Raw genomic sequence first — 19,121 nt, forward strand, 5'->3', positions numbered from 1 at the left:
GAATAAGGCATTCAGACTATTTTCAAGTCTATTAGTTTTATTCTTGACTCTTTGCTTTTGGTTCTTGGTTCTTTGTTCCTGACTCTTTGCCCTCAATCCTTTTCCTCGGTCAACATTTGATGGACACATTCCGCCACTTTTCGTCCCGACGCAATGGCTTTTACGACCAAGCTGGCCCCCATCACCGCATCGCCTGTGGCAAAAACGTTTGCGACCGAGCTCCGGCTTTCTCTGTCTACAGCAACATTCCCCCGGACATCATAAACCACACCAAGTTCGTCAAGCAACCCCTCGTGTATCGGGTGGACAAACCCCAATGCTAAAAAGACAATATCAGCCCTGATGGTCTCAGTTTTGCCCGTGCCCACCATGGTCAACCGTCCATTCTCTGCTTTCTGCCAGTTAATTTCCTCGACCACTGCTTCTTTTACGGTGCCATTTTCCCCCTTGAACTCAATGGTGTTCAGCAACCAACGGCGCTCACACCCTTCATCATGCGAACTGGAAGTTTTCAAAACATTTGGATAACTGTGAGGCCATGGCGTAGAAGAGTTTTTACCAACGGGTGGTTTGGGCAATATCTCTATTTGCGTGACCTTTGCTGCTCCCTGCCTGATGGAAGTTCCCACACAATCCGACCCGGTATCCCCCCCGCCGATTACGAGGACGTGTTTGTCTCTGGCCGAGATTTTACCCGTATGGGTCAGCGGCTCACCCAGAATGAGCTGGTTTTGCTGGGAAAGGAAATCCATCGCAAAATAAATCCCTTCCAGCTCCCTTCCCGTCGGGCTGATATCCCGCGGCTTCCCTGCGCCAACCGCCAGGCATACCGCATCGAACCGACTCATAACCTCCGCACCGGAAATATCCTTCCCTATTTCGGTACTTGTCCTGAAAACAATCCCCTCCTCTTCAAGCTGCCTCAACCGTCTGTCAATCACTTTTTTATCCAGCTTGAAATTCGGAATACCATACCGGAGCAATCCGCCCGGGCTTTTGTCTTTTTCAAAAACCGTTACCGCATGGCCTTTTCTGTTGAGTTGTTGCGCAATAGCCAGTCCTGCCGGACCCGAACCGACGACGGCTACTTTTTTCCCTGTCCGATGCCGGGGAGGACGGGCTTTTATCATTCCTTCCAAAAAAGCGATCTCCGTAACCGATGCTTCGTTTTCGCGAATGGTTACGGGCGCTTCGTGCAAGGCAAGCACACACGATTTTTCGCAGGGAGCAGGACAAACCCGCCCGGTAAAATCGGGGAAGTTATTGGTTTCGTGAAGAATCTCCACTCCTTCTTTCCATTTTCCCTTGTAAATCATATCCTGCCATTCAGGCATACGGTTGCCCAACGGACAAGCCCAATGACAGAAAGGTATTCCACAGTCCATGCAACGGGAAGCCTGCACTTTCCGCTCTTCCTGGCTCAAGGCCTGCTCCACTTCTTCAAAGTCTGTAACTCTCTCCAGGACAGGCCTGTATCCCGCTTCCTTGCGGGGAATGGTTATAAATGCTTTTGGATTGCCCATTTTATCTTGATTTATACCGGTTTACACCTTGCAATGATCACCGGGCTTCTGTTATAGAGGTTATTTTATTTTTCTTGTCCAACTCCACCAGCTTCTCCTCCTGCAATACTTTCTTATACTCGATCGGGACCACTTTGATGAATCGTTCCACGTTTGCTGCCCAATTTTTCAGGATTCTTTTTGCCAGCGGACTGTAGGTATATTTGTAGTGCGCTGAAATAAGGCCATAAAGTTCCTTTTGGTCGTCCGCTTCCTCAATGAGTGAAAGTTCAGCCATTTCCATGTTACAGAAATAGTCGAAATTGCCCTTTTCATCGTAGACATAAGCAACACCTCCACTCATGCCCGCAGCGAAATTTCGTCCGGTAGGCCCAAGGACAACCGTACGGCCACCGGTCATGTATTCGCAACAATGATCCCCGGCCCCTTCCACAACGGCTATAGCGCCAGAATTGCGCACGCAGAAGCGCTCACCGGCCACTCCGTTGATGTAAACCTCACCCGAGGTAGCGCCGTAGAGCAAGGTATTTCCGCAAAGTATGTTCTCTTCGGGCTTAAACGTGCTTCCCGGGGGTGGGACGACAATGATTCTCCCGCCCGAAAGGCCTTTTCCCAGGTAATCGTTGGCATCGCCTTCGATGCGAAAGGTAACTCCTTTTGCCAGAAATGCCCCGAAACTCTGCCCGGCTGAACCTTCGAACGTAGCTTTTATCGTATCACCGGGCAATCCGGCCTGCCCGTATCGCCTGGCTATTTCGCCAGAAAGCATGGCACCGGCAGCACGGTCGGTATTCCTTATCTTCAGCTTTATTTCAACAGGCATAAGTAAATCCAGCGCGGGTGACGATCTGCGAATCAACTCCCTGTCAAGGACGTCGCAGATCTTATGTTCTTGATCCGAAATTTTATGTAACGCATTAGGGGTAACGTCTCCAGGGAAAAATATAATTTTTGAAAGATCGATCTTACCTGTTTTTGGAAAATCGGGAAACTGCTTCCTCTCCAATAGATCGGCCCGTCCGACAGCTTCTTCCAGTGTTCTGCAACCCAGTTGAGCAAGGTGCTCACGGGTTTCCTCGGCAAGAAACGTAAAGAAGTTCACCAAATATTCGTATCTCCCTACAAATCGTTTGCGAAGTTCAGCATTTTGTGTGGCTACCCCTACCGGACATGTGTTCAGGTGGCATTTTCGCATCATCACGCAACCCAATACAATCAGGGCACTGGTGGCAAATCCGAACTCCTCGGCTCCCAGCAGCGCGGATAGAATGATGTCGCGACCAGTCTTTACCTGTCCGTCAGCCTGCAGACGGACAACTCCCCGCAAATTATTCATCACGAGCGTTTGCTGTATTTCGGCCAGCCCAATTTCCAACGGTAACCCCGCATGCTTGATGGAACTGGCAGGGCTTGCCCCCGTTCCGCCTTCGCTACCGCTTATCAGGATCAAATCGGCTTTGGCTTTGGCAACACCAGCCGCGATGGTACCTACCCCACTCTCCGCAACCAGCTTGACGCTCACGACGGCCGAAGGATTGATGTTCTTCAAATCGAAAATAAGCTGCGCCAGGTCTTCGATAGAGTAAATATCATGGTGAGGTGGCGGTGAAATCAGTGAAATTCCGGGAATGGAATGCCTTGTCCTGGCTATGATTTTATCCACCTTATAGCCGGGGAGCTGGCCTCCTTCACCCGGCTTGGCTCCCTGTGCAATTTTTATCTGAAGCTCATCAGCATTCACCAGGTATTCGGCGGTAACGCCAAAACGCCCGGAAGCAACCTGCTTAATGGCCGAACGGGTACTTAATCCGTCGTCCCGCTTCTTGTATCTTTCGGGATCTTCACCGCCCTCGCCCGTATTGCTTCTTCCTCCGATGATGTTCATGGCAATGGCCATCGCTTCGTGTGCCTCCCGGCTGATGGAGCCGTACGACATGGCACCTGTACAAAACCGCTTCATGATGTTTGCGGCCGGCTCCACCTCCGAAATGTCAATCGGATTCCGTTTGTAATCGAGCATATCCCTTATGAAAGCCGGATTGGGTTTATCGTCCACCGTTCGGGTATATTCTTTAAACAGGCCGTAGTTGTTGGTTTTGGTTGCAATCTGCAAACGGGAAACAGTTTCGGGGTTCCAGGCATGGTATTCCCCGTTGTTGCGGTAAGCGTAAATACCCAGGTTCTCCAGGCGAGACGCCCCGTTATCGGCCTCGTTGAATGATTCGAAAAATGGCAGCAGCACCTCGTGGGCAATGTCGTCCATATCGATGCCTTCTATCTTTGACGAAATTCCCTTGAAATAAGTATTCAGTACGCCCGAAGAGATGCCGATGGCTTCAAAAATATGTGCTCCACGGTAACTCCTCAGCGTCGAGTTTCCCATTTTTGACAAAACTTTAAGCAGTCCTTTGTTGACCGACTTGATGTAGTTTTTCTTTGCCGTTTCGAAATCAAGCTGGATATCGCCTGTTTTCACTTTTTTCGCCAGCACGCCAAACGCGAGGTAGGGATTTATAGCGTTAGCTCCGAAGCCGAACAACAAGGCAAAATGCATCACTTCCCGGGGTTCGGCACTTTCCACGACGATATCAATCTGAATCCTCTTCCTTTTTTCCACCAAATAATGATGCACGGCAGAAACCGCCAGCAGGGAAGGAATTGGAGCGTGATTCTTGTCAACTCCCCGGTCGCTTAAGACAATGTAATTTTTCCCTTCATCTACGGCTCTTTCTACCAAAAGGCACAGCTCGCCGATGGCTTTTTTTAATCCGTCAGCACCTTCCTCAGGGTTGAAAAGCATCGGCAAGACAGCGGTTGAAAATCCTTTATACCTCAGATTCAACAGGATATCGAACTGCGTATTGGTCAGGATCGGACTTTTCACTTTCACGATTTTGGATAAGCGGGGAATCTCATCCAGCAAGTTTTGATGAATTGCCCCCAGATACCCGGTGAGCGACATCACCAATTCCTCCCGGATCGGATCGATTGGGGGATTGGTAACCTGTGCGAATTGTTGCCGGAAATAGTTGAACAGGCGTTGCGGTTTCCGGGAAAACAGCGCCAGCGAGGCGTCGTTGCCCATGGACGAAACAGGCTCCTTGCCTTCGTTGGCCATCGGGACAATCAGGTTCTCAATATCTTCTTCCGAATAGCCAAAGGCGGTCAGTAAAGTATTCAAGTTAGGAATTTCATTGTTCACGCTCCGTCCCGAGGAAATCTCTTCGAGGTTGCTGCAGTTTTTATTGAGCCAATTCCTGTATGGAAAGGCTTCGGCAAGCGTTTTTTTCAATTCATCGTCGGAGAAAATGCGGCCTGTTTTAGTATCCACCATCAACATTTTCCCGGGACGAAGACGGCCCCGTGCTTTTATTTTATCGGGAGCAATTTCGAGTACGCCGGTCTCGGAAGCAATAATCAGTTGATCGTCATGCGTAACAGTATACCGTGCCGGCCTAAGTCCGTTCCTGTCCAACATTCCGCCAGCAAACTGCCCGTCGCTGAAAAGCAACGCAGCCGGTCCGTCCCACGGTTCCATCAACATACTGTGGTATTCGTAAAACGCTTTCAGATCTCCGGAAATCGGATTTTTGTCGTTGAAGCTCTCCGGCACAAGCATGGCCAAGGCATGGGGAAGGCTTTTGCCGGACATCACGAGAAACTCCAACACGTTATCCAGCGATGCGCTGTCGCTCATAGCAGGCTGAACAATGGGGAACAAGTCCTGTATATCCCCCAGGACACCGGATTTCAAAACACTTTCCCGGCTTTCCATCCATTGCCGGTTGCCCCGGATAGTGTTGATCTCACCGTTGTGTCCAAGCATGCGGAAAGGCTGCGCCAAGTCCCAGGTAGGGAAAGTATTGGTGCTGAAACGGGAGTGGACCAAGGCCACCCGGCTTGTAAAGTTCAGATTTGAAAGATCGGGGAAATACTCCCGCAGTTGCAGGGAGGTCAGCATTCCCTTGTAAATCATCTGCCTGGAAGAGAGGCTGACGATGTAAAAACTGCGGTCGGCCGCTGTACCGGACTGCAAAATAGTTTTCTCAATTTTTTTGCGCAGGATATAAAGTTTACGTTCCAATTCATCCTGCGGATAACTTCCGGTAATAAAAACCTGCTTGATATCGGGCTCGTTGGAGCGGGAAATCTCCCCCAAACAGGTAGAATTTACAGGCACGTCCCTTACGGCAAGCAGATGCAAATCCTCTTTCACGGTGAGTTTTTGAATAAGATCAATGCATTCACCGGCTTTTTGCTTATTTTTCGGAAGGAAAACCAGGCCTGTCCCATATTTGCCTTTAGAGGGAACCTCAATTCCTTGAAGCAAAATAAACTCGTGGGGGATATGAACGAGAATACCTGCTCCGTCTCCGGTTTTGTTGTCTGCACTTTCCGCCCCCCGGTGCACCATATTTTCGAGCACCTGAAGTCCGTTTTCTACCGTTTCGTGCGATTTGTCTCCGTTCAACGAGACTACCAACCCAACGCCACAGGCATCGTGCTCATTTTGAAAAGAATAAAGGGTTTTACGCTCGTAATCAGCTATATACTGTAAAGGATTGTCGATAAACATTGTATTCGTATTTTTTTAAATCCGTTTGTCCAAAAAGAAAAACAGGTTGAAACAGCATGGAAGGCAGCTTCAACTGATAAATAACAATTCGCGGTATTTGGGCAGGGGCCACATCTGGTTATCCACGATCAGTTCCAGCTTATCGATGTGATAACGGATAACGTCGAAAAACGGCAATACCTTATCGTGATATTCAACGGCTTTTTCTCGTTCGTTATCAATCTTATTGGCTACTTTCCGGGCTTCTACCATCGCATCCACATTGGTTTTGATTCCGGAGATGTGCCTGGCAATGTCCACGATTAAGGCGAGATCGTCCTTATTCAGTTCGTTCGCCTGTTTTTCGTCAAACACGCCGCGAAGTTTGTACACATTATCCAGCAGCATCGTTTGGTATTGCGTGGCCACCGGAATGATGTGATTGATGGATAGATCACCGAGTACGCGGGCTTCAATCTGAATTTTTTTGGTGTAGGTTTCCCATTTTACTTCGTTTCGCGCATGAAGCTCCCTTTCGTTCAGCACTCCGACGGTTTCAAACAATTCCACCGATTCCCGGCTGATATAGGTGTCATAAATCAGCGGAACACTTGTTTCGCAATTCAATCCCCGTTTTTGGGCTTCTTCTTTCCACTCGTCGGAATACCCGTTCCCGTCGAAACGGATGTTTTTACATGCCTTGATATAAAGGCGGAGCGTATCGTAAATCGCTTGCTCTTTCTTCATCCCGGTTTTCATTTTAACCTCGATCTCTTTTTTGAACTCAATCAACTGCATGGCTACCGAAGCATTAAGAGCAGTCATTGCTGAAGAACAGTTAGCCGATGATCCAACGGCACGAAATTCAAAACGGTTTCCCGTGAAGGCAAACGGTGATGTGCGGTTGCGGTCCGTATTGTCGATCAGCACTTCGGGAATGTGGGCTACGCCCAGCCTCATCTTCTGAAATTCATCTACCGCAATATCGTCGTCTTCGGAGCTTTCTTCAATTTTATCGAGAACAGCGGAAATCTGTGTTCCGAGAAAAACAGAAATAATTGCCGGAGGCGCTTCGTTGGCTCCCAGACGGTGTGCATTCTGAGCCGACATAATGGATGCCTTGAGCAATCCGTTGTTCTTGTAAACTGCCATCAACGTATTGACAATAAACACGATAAACTGCAAGTTCTCACGAGCGGTCTTTCCGGGCGTGAACAATCCCACTCCCGTATCCGTTCCCAGCGACCAGTTGTTGTGTTTGCCTGATCCGTTTACGCCGGCAAAAGGTTTTTCGTGAAGAACAAGCCTGAAGTGATGCTTGGCGGCTAACCTGTGCATCAACGACATAACCAGCAGGTTTTGATCTATGGAAAGGTTGGTTTCCCCAAAAACAGGGGCCAGTTCAAACTGGTTGGGGGCAACTTCATTGTGCCGTGTTTTTAACGGAATACCGTACTTGTACGCTTCAAACTCCACTTCCCGCATAAATGCTGCAACCCGGGGGGGTATAGAACCAAAATAGTGGTCTTCGAGCTGTTGGTTCTTAGCGCTCTCGTGCCCCATCAGCGTTCTTCCGGTGAGGTTTAAATCGGGACGGGCATCGTACAAAGCCTGGTCGACAAGGAAGTATTCCTGTTCCCAGCCGAGGTAGGAATAAACTTTATTTACTTTGGGGTCAAACAGCCGGCACACCTCTACCGCTGCTTTGTCAACAGCGGATAAGGCCTTTAGCAAAGGAGTCTTATAGTCGAGCGCTTCACCCGTATAGGAAATAAAAACCGTTGGGATGCAAAGGGTATCGTCAACAATAAAGGCGGGCGATGATGGATCCCATGCGGTATACCCACGGGCTTCAAAAGTGTTCCGGATACCGCCGCTGGGGAAACTTGAGGCATCCGGTTCCTGCTGTGCCAGTAACTTGCCGGAAAATTTTTCTATAATATCGCCTCCCGGCGCATCAACATAGTCAATAAAGCTGTCGTGCTTCTCCGCCGTTCCGTCCGTAAGCGGCTGGAACCAATGCGTGTAGTGAGAGGCCCCCATTTCCATTGCCCACATTTTCATTCCTGCTGCAACGTGTTCTGCAATTTCACGCGGCAACGTTATACCCTCATCTATGGCATCCACGATTACTTTTATTGTATCCCTGGATAAGTATTTAGCCATCTGCTTCCGATTAAAAACGTACTTGCCATAATAATCCGACGGTTGCCCCTTGGGAGCTTCCTCCATCACGGGAAGGCGCTTTGATGCTTCCACAATTGCACTGAATCTCAATGTTGACATAATGAATTTTATTTTAAATGTTTAGCTTCAAATATCCACAAATAATCAATATACTATATCTTTTTGATTTTTTATCGACGCAAAGATAAACACTTTGATTTTTACACACAAGAAAAACAGCAAATTTCTTTTATTTTATTTAAAACATATCATTTTGACAACCATGCCGCCATCTTTCACTTCCTTCGCATAGATTTGAATTGTCATTGTCAACCATAAATCACAAAAAAGGCGTATCTGGATTTCTCCGACACACCTTCTTTCGTCCAAAAAAAAAAATTAATTAGCGCACCATTCTCCGAACAGCCTCAGCGATTCTGTCCTTATCTCCAAATGACGAGAAACGCACAAACCCTTCCCCCGAAGCGCCAAATCCAACTCCGGGGGTACAAACGATATGCTTTTTTTTCAGCAGGAAATCAAAATAATCCCAACTGCTCATCCCATCCGGTGTTTTTGCCCAAACATACGGGGCATTCACACCGCCAACAACACTCAAGCCAATGGCCTGAAGCGCTTCACGAATTACCCGGGCATTCTCCATATAGTATCGGATAAGCTCATCAACCTGCTTTCTGCCTTCCGGGCTGTAAGTAGCTTCTGCCGCCCGCTGTACAACATAGGAAACCCCGTTAAACTTTGTCGTCTGCCTCCGGAGCCAAAGCTTGTTGAGACTGACACGCCCCCCGTTTTCCGAGGATGCCCTTACCGATTTGGGAACAACTGTATAGCCGCACCTTGTCCCGGTAAATCCAGCCGTCTTGGAGTAACTCCTGAACTCGATGGCCACCTCTTTTGCACCGGCGATCTCATAGATGCTGTGCGGCACATCTTTTTCCGTAATAAACGCTTCATAAGCTGCATCGAAAAGAATAATCGCCCTGTTTTCCAGTGCATAATTCACCCATGCAGCCAGCTGGTCTTTTGTAAGTGTCGTGCCTGTAGGATTGTTAGGGTAACAGAGATAGACAATATCCACTTTTTCCGCCGGCAGTTCGGGGATAAATTGGCTCGACTCGTTGCATGTTAAGTAAACCAGGTCAGTCCAACACCCATTTACAAACTCTCCCGCTCGCCCTCCCATGGCATTGGTATCCACATAAACCGGATAGCTCGGATCGGTGATGGCCACCTTGTTGTCCCCACTGAAAATATCGCCGATATTCCCCGTATCGCTTTTGGCCCCGTCGCTTACAAAAATCTCGTCGGGTTCTATACCTAGCGACGCAAAATCATTTTCCACAATCGCTTTTCGAAGAAAGTCATACCCCTGCTCGGGCCCATAGCCCCGGAACGTTTCAACTTCTCGCTGCTCATCAGCAGCTTTTATCATCGCATCCACGCAAACATCCGGCAAGGGCAGCGTCACATCCCCGATACCCATACGTATGATGTCAACACCCGGGTTTTCTGACGCATATTGAGACACACGCCTGGTAATCTCTGAAAAAAGATAGGCTGCCGGAATCTTAATAAAGTTCTCATTGATATAGGGCATAGGTCACTCATCTAATTTTATTTCTCCTTCAAACACAGTCACAGCATCACCCGTAAGGTAAACGCGGTTGTCGTCCTCACTCCACTCGATCTCCAGATCACCGCCCCGCAATTGTACGGTTGCAGACCGGCCCACCAAACCATTAAGGACGCCCGCAACCACCGCAGCACAAGCTCCGGTACCGCAAGCCAGCGTCTCACCGGCACCGCGCTCCCAAACACGCATTATCAACCAACGATCCGAAACTACCTCTACAAATTCGGTATTGGTACGATTGGGGAAACAGGGTGCATGTTCGATTACCGGCCCGATTTCAGACAGATCAAGCTCATCGATCTTATCCATAAAGAGCACGGCATGCGGATTACCCATGGAGAGACAGGTAACCTCGTAAGTTGCATCGTCGCTTACCGGCAAGGGACTTTTAACTACAGGCGATTGACTGAAAGCAGTAGGGATGGACGAAGCATCCAGAACAGGCGCGCCCATATCCACAGTTACTTTTTCGACCCGTTTTTCTTCGTTCAACCAAAGCTTCAACACCTTAACACCGGCAAGCGTTTCCAGCGTAATCTCGGTCTTATCGGTCAGGCCCTTTTCGTAAACATACTTTCCTATACACCGGGAAGCATTACCACACATCTCCGACTCCGATCCGTCGGAGTTAAACATGCGCATTTTAAAATCACAATCTTCGGAAGGCAGTATCACAACCAACCCATCGGAACCAATACCCTTGTGCCGGTCGCTTAATCTCAAGGACAGCTCCGATAGATTTTCAATATTTTCCACAAAACCGTTTATATAGATATAATCGTTACCGGTCCCGTGCATTTTTGTAAATTTCATAATGATTAACTTTACGCACTTATAATTTCATTTTTCTCATTTATTATACAAAATTAATCATAAAGATTAGATTAAGCAATTTTACAATCTTTTTTCTTTTCAATCCGGAAAAACTTTTTCAGCGAAAGGCGCATCCACCGGCATCCGACTATCATCAAAAGATATTGATGGACTAATCACTTTCGAGAGTGATTATTTTTGTAAATATTTTTTCCGGTAACCAACTGGAGTATAACCTGTGTTTTTTTTAAATATCCGGTAAACATTTCTAACATCATTAAACCCCATTTCAATGGCAATATCCAACAAATCCTTATCCGTTGTCAGCAGCTCAGTAGATATTAAGTCCACCTTTTTATCCAATATAAACTGATAGACTGAAGTACCAGTTGCCTCCTTGAATTTCATCTCGAGATTTCTGCGCGAAAGCGGGACTATTTCAGCCAACTTGTCAATGGAGATATTAAGCCTGATATTCTCATTGATATAATCAATCACCGTTTTTATATAGTTGTCAGAAATATTGTACTTCTCTGTAGATTGGCGTAATTCAATCCGAACGGGATCAATATTAATATTAAAAGGAACGTTGTTTTTATTTAAGATCAAATTCTGTAACATTTTTCCTGTTTGGTATCCTCCGTTTTCATCATCCGTTATAATCGATGAAATGGAAGGATGCGACAAGTTGCATATCAGCTCATCGTTATCCACACCCAGCAAAGATAATTCGTCCGGTATATTGATATTATTTACCTTGCACATTTCCGATACCTGCAAAGCGAAGTTATCATCGCATGCAAACAGAGCCACCGGCTTGGGCAAACCCTGCAGCCAGTTATCCAACTCAACATGTTCCCGACTCCACTGCATACTATCCAATAATTCAGACTCAAAATAATAATAACTCCCTTTTATCCTCTCAACTTCACGACGATAGCCTTCTGCTCGGGCTCTTGACCAGAAGAAATTTCTATTCCCGTAAAAAGCAAAGTTTTTAAAGTACCTTTTAGCAAAAAACTGAGCAGCCATCACACCTGCACCGATATAATCCCCGGAAATTCTCGAAAATCGCCCACTAATATTTTTGTAACTTTGTAAAAAAACAGGAATATCAAGTTGGTCGAGAAAATCCACCCCCTCATACTCCCATTGTGCTATAACGGCATCTATCTCCCACTCTTTAATTCGCTCCACAATACCGGCTTCACCGTACAATGCCTTATAATAGGATGGTAGACGATAAAATATCCAAGGGCCATTTTCATTGGCGTATTGAATTAAACCCGTCAGGAAACGTCGACTAAACTCGGTAGTAGAATCTATAAGCACCAAAACTTTTATCATTTATTCCCAATTCTATCTGTTAAAAAAATGCATCAGCTAGTGTTAATTATGCAACAAAAGTACAGCAATAATACATACTCCAGCATTAAAGTTCTATATTTAACATAATATCATCATATAATTGCGCTATTTGTCAGTATTTTTTCACAATAAGACATTTATACGTTCAGAAAAGTGATTTAATTTGATTTTAATAATTTGCGTCAACGTTTAAAGAGCTATGTAAAAGAAAACACATTACTTTGTAGGAGCGTTTATTTAATATTTCCTAAAATTACCAGAATTAATATTGTTTTTGCCTCTTTAAACAAATTTTTGATTATATTGAGTGCTCTAAATACTCAAACTCAACTACCTGGACGTAATATAGATCCTCTCATACTCGCCATGACTCAACAAAAAATACTGATAATCAAAGAGATAGTTTCCGGCTTATCCGGAAATACAGACCCAAACACTGAATCCGGGTGTAAATATTATTCTCTGAAAATGTGGGTGTTATAATCCAATTAATTATTAAAAAGCCAATGGCATACTGATAGATATTGTGAAAGTTGAATCAATACAAGATAACAATGACAAAACGACGGGAATTTATTAAAAATTCGGTACTGGGATTAGCTGCAACAACAACAGCAGGTAGTTTTGGAATTGCTGTTAAGTGTTGCAAACCTGCTCCAAGATTTGAAACTCAACGCCAATTGAAAAAAAATTGGCAGGAAGATCCCGAATGGAAAAAAATGAAATACGGAGATTGGGCAGGCCCTGGAGTATCTTCTACACCTGGACCCATGGATGAAATTTTATTGAAGGATTATGCCCCAAGATCTTCGGTAACCATCCAAGAGACTTTTGTAGAAAAAGCAAAATTTCCGTGTTTCGATAGCCATGTACATATCGAAGCAAAAACACCACAGGAAATTGATCAGTGGGTAAGAACCATGGATAAAGTTGGAATTGAAACGTCACTTATTTTAACGGGAGCAAGTGGAGATGATTTTAAAAAAACTTGTCGAATCATTTGCAAAAGCCCATCCCGGACGTTTTCAGTTATATTGTGGAATGGATTTAACAGATACGGAGCTACCGGTTGACGTTACGGTTGAAGAGTGCTGGGATGTTGTTGCAAGATCCGAGAAAACCAGGAAACATTGTTACATGGGTTGCGGGTCCGCACATGATGGTATTGCCGCAATAGTATTGAACATGGCGTTTGCAGGGAAACATAAACAGAAATGGAAATCTTTATCCATCCCACGGATTAGGACCTGTATCTCAAATAATGGACATTAACTATGGCGATAAAATGGATTATCTTGTATCAATTTCCAGTAATGATTTTACGATGGCAAACAAGATGCAGGAGATGTCAGCAATAGACCGCTATTATGAACCTTACACTGGATTAAAATTCAGGGGAAACCTAAATACAACAATAATCCGTACCCATAAGGGCAGGACTATCATGCTTCAGCATGATATCAGTACGCCAGGTCCGCAGCACAGATTCGATTTAATCTCTGGAAATAAGGGAATTTACAGGGCTGAGCCTGATAGAATAGCCATAAATAGTGAAAAGTGGTTACCAGAGCAGGAGTAATGATATAATTATCCACACATGAATATATGACGGGCATCTAAATAAACAGCATTCACATGAACGAATCAAAAAAACAAAGCACCAACTATTCCAGAAGAGATTTCCTGGGTATCTCTACTGCCGGGGTTTTAGGCATGGTGGCAGAAAGTGCTCTGGGAAACAACATACCGGTCGATAAATCCGTTTTTCCAGATTACGAAGCAATGAAAAAGACCATTAATGAAAATGTAAATCTCATAGGATCCTATGGACAATGGGCATCGGAGAAAATGAGAGACTCGTTGCCTGCTTATTCTTTCAGGAGAAAAGAGTGGAACAATATCGAAGCGTGGCGGATAGCTGCTAAAAATAAGGTATTGGAAAGTATTGCCTCGCCGGATCTGGGTGAAATCCCTGAGGTAAAAGTAAACAAGCAATATATCTACGATGGGTTACAGGTTGAAGAAATTACCTGGCAGTTACCCTATGGAATGCCTACGGAAGCAATAGTGCTTAAACCGGCCAACTCGAAAGAGCGCTTGCCCGGAGTATTGGCTTTCCACCATCACGGTGCCGATAAATATTTTGGAAAACGCAAAATAGTAAGAACCAATAATTCGCCGCATCCACACACTGTTGACTCGCAACAGCAATACTATGACGGCATTGCATGGGCAAATGAAATAGCTAAAAGAGGCTATGTGGTTCTTGTGCACGATGCCTTCCCTTTTGAAAGCAGGCGAGTACTCTTAAAGGAAGTTCCTGAATTTCTTAGGGGAGATTTAACCGACAATGAATCCGAGAAATTAGAAAACGTAAATAAATACAACCGATGGGCATCTGAACATGAGGACATCATGGCTAAATCATTATTCTGTGCCGGCACCTCCTGGCCGGGTGTTTGGGTCGCTGAAGATTTGGTGGCACTCGATATTTTATGCGCCAGGCAAGATGTCGATGCGGATAAAGTTGGCTGCGGCGGCTTGTCGGGTGGAGGAATGCGGACAGTTTTTATAGCAGGTTTGGATCCGAGAGTGAAATGTGCTGTTTGTGTTGGCTTGATGACTACCTGGGAAGATTTCATGTTAAACAAGTCACATACCCACACCTGGATGACTTTTGCACCCGTTTTACCCAAAGAATTGGATTTCCCTGAAATACTTGGTTTGAGGGTACCTTTACCAACACTGGTATTAAACGCCAATGAAGACGATCTATTCACCCTCCCCGGCATGAGACATGCTGACGAGATTCTCAAGGCGGTATATGAAAAAGCGAATGCTTCTGAAAGGTATAGAGCATCATTTTACCCGGGCGGGCATAAATTTGGCAGAGAGATGCAAAAGGAGGCCTATGCCTGGTTTGATAAATGGCTTAAATAACAGCAAAATATAATGTCTAGCAAATTTAAGAATAAAATTACCGTTGCCCTGGCTGCAGGCGGAGTTACCGTCAACGCCTTTTGTATCATCTTATTTTACGTGGTCCTGTTGATCATCCTCCTTTGGTACGGGAATTATCAGGCATTTGAGAAGGTGCACACTTTCTTTGTTATTCTTATGGGGCTTTCCTTTATTGTGTGTTTTTTCATGATGAAGCCAGACTTGAGCGCTATCGCAAAAGGGTTGATACCCGGAATTCCGGATATACCGGGCGCATATGAATTGGTTGCGGCCATTGCCGGCACTACTTGTTCCGCAGCAGTTTTTATTATGCGAAGTACGGTAGTGGCGGAAAAAGGGTGGGTTTTTTTTCGCAAGCATTCCAGGCTTGTATTCTCCCGGCAGTGGCAATTCCTGTTTATTTCTTGATGAATAGAACCAACTTGATGAACCAGTATAAAGCTAAACCGGGAGAAAATATAGGGGTTATCGCAGCAATCGTATTCTCTTTGATAACTACCTATTATGCAATTATCGAATTCTTCTGATCGACTAAAAAACTTACAACTGTAAATTAAATAAAAATGGAAATTATTGTTAGTGAAAATAAGCAGGAGCTTGGCAGGGAAGCAGCAGAAAAAGGAGCGCTGTTAATCCGAAATGCCATTCAGGAAAACGGAGAAGCAAACATCATTGTAGCAACGGGTGCTTCTCAATTTGAAATGTTGACCGAACTTGTCAAAGAGGATGTTGATTGGTCTAAAGTAACCGCATTTCATTTGGATGAATATATCGGTATTCTCGATACGCAACCGGCATCATTTCGGAAGTACCTGAAAGAAAGATTTGCGGATAAGGTACCTTCTTCGATTTTAAAAGAGCATAAAGCCACCTGGTTGTATCTTGATAAATTTTCCGCATCTCTCTTGTCATGAAAGAGAAATCTTTTTTGTATAAATTATAAGTAACTTAAATAAATATTACAACACAATGATAAATCGCAGAAAATTCATAAAACTATCAGCAGTAGCAGGCTTAGCCTCCAGTATGCCCGCTGTCGTTTTTTCAGAATCAAAACAAAAGGAAGTAAAAACTTCAGGTGCATCGCCGCTGATCTGGGCAAACCTGTTGCACTTAAGCACCAATATGTGGGAAGATCATCCCTATATAAAGCGAAACAGCATATGGTCGGATATCGTAGAAGAAGAAATTCACAGGGATGATTATAAATGCAAAACATGTCAAGACTCTCTGGCATGGGGTATGCGCGGATACAGGCCTTTTTTAGTATTTGAAGAATCGGTGTGGAGTACGGTCCTGCAAAAAATGTCAGATGCGCGCATGAATATGGTTATCATTGATTTGGGAGACGGAGTGAAATACGAAAGCCATCCGGAGATTGCCGTGAAAAATGCGTGGTCCGTCGACAAATTAAGGTCGGAGCTTACCAGGATTCGTAATCTGGGCATGGAGCCCATCCCAAAGTTGAACTTTGCAACTTCCCACGACGCCTGGCTGGGGGAATACTCCAAGATGGTATCCACTAGCAAGTATTATTCGGTTTGTCGAGACCTGATCCGGGAGGTAATCGAAATATTTGATACTCCCCGCTTTTTTCATCTGGGAATGGACGAAGAGACAGCACAACATCAACAAACTTATAATTATGCTGTTATGCGTCAAAACGATTTATGGTGGGATGATCTTCATCTTTACGTCAATGAAACAGAAAAAAAAGGAGTTCGTTCCTGGATATGGTCTGACTACGGATGGCGGCATCCCGAAATGTTCTTCAGAAAAATGCCGAAGTCGGTATTGCAAAGCAACTGGTATTATGGTTCCGGATTTGATTTAGCGCAACTAAAAGACCCGACCAGAACTTATGTGAAGTTTTACGATGACCTGGAGGCACACGGATACGATCAAATTCCTACGGGGAGTAACTGGAGCAACAATACCAATATGGAAGACACGGTAGATTACTGTAAAAAAGTTATTAATCCTACCCGATTACTTGGCTTTATGACGGCACCCTGGTTGCCAACACTATCAACTTGCCTCGGAAAGCAAATAGAAGCAATCGATCAAATAAACAGGTCAATAAAAAAATAATCATTCCTCGAATCAATAATAGGTAACAATCATTTTTTAGTTATGAAAAATTTATCCAGAAGAAATTTTATTAAAAAAAGTATTTTATATACCTCTGGGCTCAGTGTTATGCCACATCCTTTGACAATATTGAAAAAAGGAAGAGCGTTAGGCTCTAACGATCGGCTTCGAATAGGTATTATCGGCTGTGGTTCACGCGGGAATCACGTATTCATGGATGGTATTTACAAACATACAAATGAAATGAATGTTGAAATTACAGCAATCTGTGATCCATGGAGCGTCGCCAGAGAACAAGCCAACATAAAAATTAAAAAGTGGTACGGACGTGAAGCCAGACAAGTCACTTCATACCGCGATCTTTTGGAATTAGATAATCTTGATGCGATAATGATTGCCTCTCCTGATCATTTGCATACTACACATTTGGAAGCAGTTGCTCGCGCCGGGAAACATGTATATGTGGAAAAACCGTTGGCCATGGACATAACAAAACTGACAAATGCTGTCGATGCTGTCAAGGAAGCCGGTATTGTTGCACAAGTGGGGACGCAGCTTCGAAGCCTGCCCGGAGCAGTTGGAGCACGCGAATTATTCCGCAATGGGAAATTAGGCAAGCTTTCCCGGGTTGAAGAGTGCCGAAATAGTCCAAAACCATATTGGTACGGATATTTACGGGAGGTTAAGAAGGAGGATGTTGACTGGAAAGAGTTTCTTGCAGACAGGCCTTACAGGCCATTTAATGCTGCATTATATTCAGCCTGGTATGGCTATTACGATTTCTCCCATGGCCCTATTCCAAACCTGGGTGCACACTTTATTGATATGGTACATTATATTACCGGGGCTGGATTTCCAGAATCATGTGTATGCCTGGGAGGAACATTTACATGGCATGACGAATACAAGTTTACCACACCCGACTGTATACAAGCCACATGGATTTATCCCGAAGGATTTCTGGTAAGCAGTTCAAACAATCTTGGCAATGGAGCCGGAAGTGTACGTAATTTTTATGGTGACAAAGGGGTGCTCAAAATGAGTAATTGGAATACTCCAACCTATAGCAACGAGGGGGCACCAAGGAGTGATGGATCAAATGAAGGTGAACAAAAAGTAGAACCGATAGAATGCCCCGATCACTTTTTAAATTGGCTGCAGTGCATCCGTAACAATAAAACACCCATCGCATCTATAGATGCAGGTTATCAGCACGCCGTCGCTGTTCTAATGGCTATGAAGTCTTATGAAACTGGGCGAAAAACCATTTATGACCATGAAACAAGAAAAATTCTCACGACATAATTTATATTAAAGCTTTGTTTTGTCATGCTGGTAATGATTGGTTTGTTCGGTATGGCACACGCTGAAGCAATTCCTGACAAAGGAACAATAGAAAAAATTGAGCAAAAAGTTTTAAGGCAGGTGCTGCAACTGCTAATATCACCCCGTTTCTTGGCGGAGCACTAATTGGTGAATGGAATCAGCCGTTGGCAATTGAAGTACAAGATGAATGGAACTAAACGATAGTGTATTGATAAACTCGAAAGATAGCGATGAATTTATTATTCGTATTCACCTTATCCCTACGACGACAATACCGTAAATGCATTCCTTGAACGTTCTGAGACAGGAAAAGACCTCACTCTTGGACTTTTCAGAAATGATAAAATGATTGCTTACTTCTTCCTGTGGTATTATACTGATCCCGTACCATTGCTTGGAATTGGAATACTTGACGAGTACCAGGGAAAAGGATTTGGTAAAAAGCTGATTCAATTCCTGATCGATGCTGCTCGCCGGTCAAGCCGAGATGGCATTGACCTAACTATGTTGCCGGACAACCATCGCGCATACGCGCTGTATGAAAGCCTAGGTTTTCGTCATTACGCGGGATGTGAGTAACCTGGCCATATTCCCGCTTACATTTAATCTGCGGGCCCAAGGCCACGGCGCAGGAATACTCTTCCTCGCACGCTTTTCCCGTGAG

Annotated in this window: 15 protein-coding genes; 9 read left to right on the top strand and 6 right to left on the bottom strand. The window is 44.9% G+C overall.

Going from position 1 to position 19,121, the window contains the following annotated elements; genetic code table 11:
• Positions 1 to 92: 92 nt before the first annotated feature.
• The 6 genes from KCV26_01050 to KCV26_01075 form a co-directional block, all read right to left on the bottom strand.
• Entirely contained in the window at positions 93 to 1,523 is a 1,431-nt protein-coding gene (locus KCV26_01050) for a glutamate synthase subunit beta (GenBank protein WZX37008.1), read from the bottom strand.
• A 37-nt stretch (positions 1,524 to 1,560) separates the two neighbouring features.
• Entirely contained in the window at positions 1,561 to 6,099 is a 4,539-nt protein-coding gene (gene gltB, locus KCV26_01055; protein WZX37009.1) for a glutamate synthase large subunit, read from the bottom strand.
• A gap of 69 nt (positions 6,100 to 6,168) precedes the next feature.
• Positions 6,169 to 8,364, bottom strand: coding sequence for a glutamine synthetase III (locus KCV26_01060; protein ID WZX37010.1), 2,196 nt, complete (start codon positions 8,362 to 8,364; stop codon positions 6,169 to 6,171).
• Positions 8,365 to 8,647: 283 nt separating this feature from the next.
• Complete coding sequence (locus tag KCV26_01065) at positions 8,648 to 9,862, bottom strand: LL-diaminopimelate aminotransferase (protein WZX37011.1); 1,215 nt, start codon at positions 9,860 to 9,862, stop codon at positions 8,648 to 8,650.
• A 3-nt stretch (positions 9,863 to 9,865) separates the two neighbouring features.
• Entirely contained in the window at positions 9,866 to 10,711 is an 846-nt protein-coding gene (locus tag KCV26_01070) for a diaminopimelate epimerase (GenBank protein WZX37012.1), read from the bottom strand.
• A gap of 192 nt (positions 10,712 to 10,903) precedes the next feature.
• Positions 10,904 to 12,058 (bottom strand): DNA-binding transcriptional regulator, encoded by a 1,155-nt coding sequence (locus KCV26_01075; GenBank protein ID WZX37013.1) that lies wholly within the window; start codon positions 12,056 to 12,058, stop codon positions 10,904 to 10,906.
• A gap of 575 nt (positions 12,059 to 12,633) precedes the next feature.
• On the opposite strand from KCV26_01075, the gene KCV26_01080 reads away from it, so the two are divergent.
• The 9 genes from KCV26_01080 to KCV26_01120 all read left to right on the top strand — a co-directional run bounded on the left by KCV26_01080 (position 12,634) and on the right by KCV26_01120 (position 19,036).
• Positions 12,634 to 13,152, top strand: coding sequence for a hypothetical protein (locus KCV26_01080; GenBank protein WZX37014.1), 519 nt, complete (start codon positions 12,634 to 12,636; stop codon positions 13,150 to 13,152).
• Between the two features lie 188 nt (positions 13,153 to 13,340).
• Positions 13,341 to 13,658 carry a hypothetical protein gene (locus KCV26_01085; protein ID WZX37015.1) on the top strand — a complete coding sequence of 106 codons (318 nt, stop codon included), beginning with the start codon at positions 13,341 to 13,343 and terminating at the stop codon, positions 13,656 to 13,658.
• Between the two features lie 56 nt (positions 13,659 to 13,714).
• Positions 13,715 to 15,019, top strand: a complete 1,305-nt coding sequence (locus tag KCV26_01090) for a prolyl oligopeptidase family serine peptidase (protein ID WZX37016.1) — start codon at positions 13,715 to 13,717, stop codon at positions 15,017 to 15,019.
• A 12-nt stretch (positions 15,020 to 15,031) separates the two neighbouring features.
• Positions 15,032 to 15,448, top strand: coding sequence for a divalent metal cation transporter (locus KCV26_01095; GenBank protein WZX37017.1), 417 nt, complete (start codon positions 15,032 to 15,034; stop codon positions 15,446 to 15,448).
• Between the two features lie 155 nt (positions 15,449 to 15,603).
• Positions 15,604 to 15,954 (top strand): 6-phosphogluconolactonase, encoded by a 351-nt coding sequence (locus KCV26_01100; protein WZX37018.1) that lies wholly within the window; start codon positions 15,604 to 15,606, stop codon positions 15,952 to 15,954.
• 55 nt (positions 15,955 to 16,009) lie between these two features.
• On the top strand, positions 16,010 to 17,131 hold the full coding sequence (locus tag KCV26_01105; protein ID WZX37019.1) for a Tat pathway signal protein: 1,122 nt from the start codon (positions 16,010 to 16,012) through the stop codon (positions 17,129 to 17,131).
• A 129-nt stretch (positions 17,132 to 17,260) separates the two neighbouring features.
• The gene (locus KCV26_01110; protein ID WZX37020.1) at positions 17,261 to 18,436 is read left to right on the top strand and encodes a Gfo/Idh/MocA family oxidoreductase; all 1,176 of its coding nucleotides are present in this window, start codon (positions 17,261 to 17,263) and stop codon (positions 18,434 to 18,436) included.
• Between the two features lie 24 nt (positions 18,437 to 18,460).
• Positions 18,461 to 18,601: a hypothetical protein gene (locus KCV26_01115; protein ID WZX37021.1), complete on the top strand. Its 141-nt coding sequence runs from the start codon at positions 18,461 to 18,463 to the stop codon at positions 18,599 to 18,601.
• Positions 18,602 to 18,691: 90 nt separating this feature from the next.
• On the top strand, positions 18,692 to 19,036 hold the full coding sequence (locus tag KCV26_01120) for a GNAT family N-acetyltransferase (GenBank protein ID WZX38288.1): 345 nt from the start codon (positions 18,692 to 18,694) through the stop codon (positions 19,034 to 19,036).
• Positions 19,037 to 19,121: the final 85 nt, after the last annotated feature.

The organism is Petrimonas sulfuriphila, assembly GCA_038561985.1.
GTDB classification, from domain to species: Bacteria; Bacteroidota; Bacteroidia; order Bacteroidales; family Dysgonomonadaceae; genus Petrimonas; species Petrimonas sulfuriphila.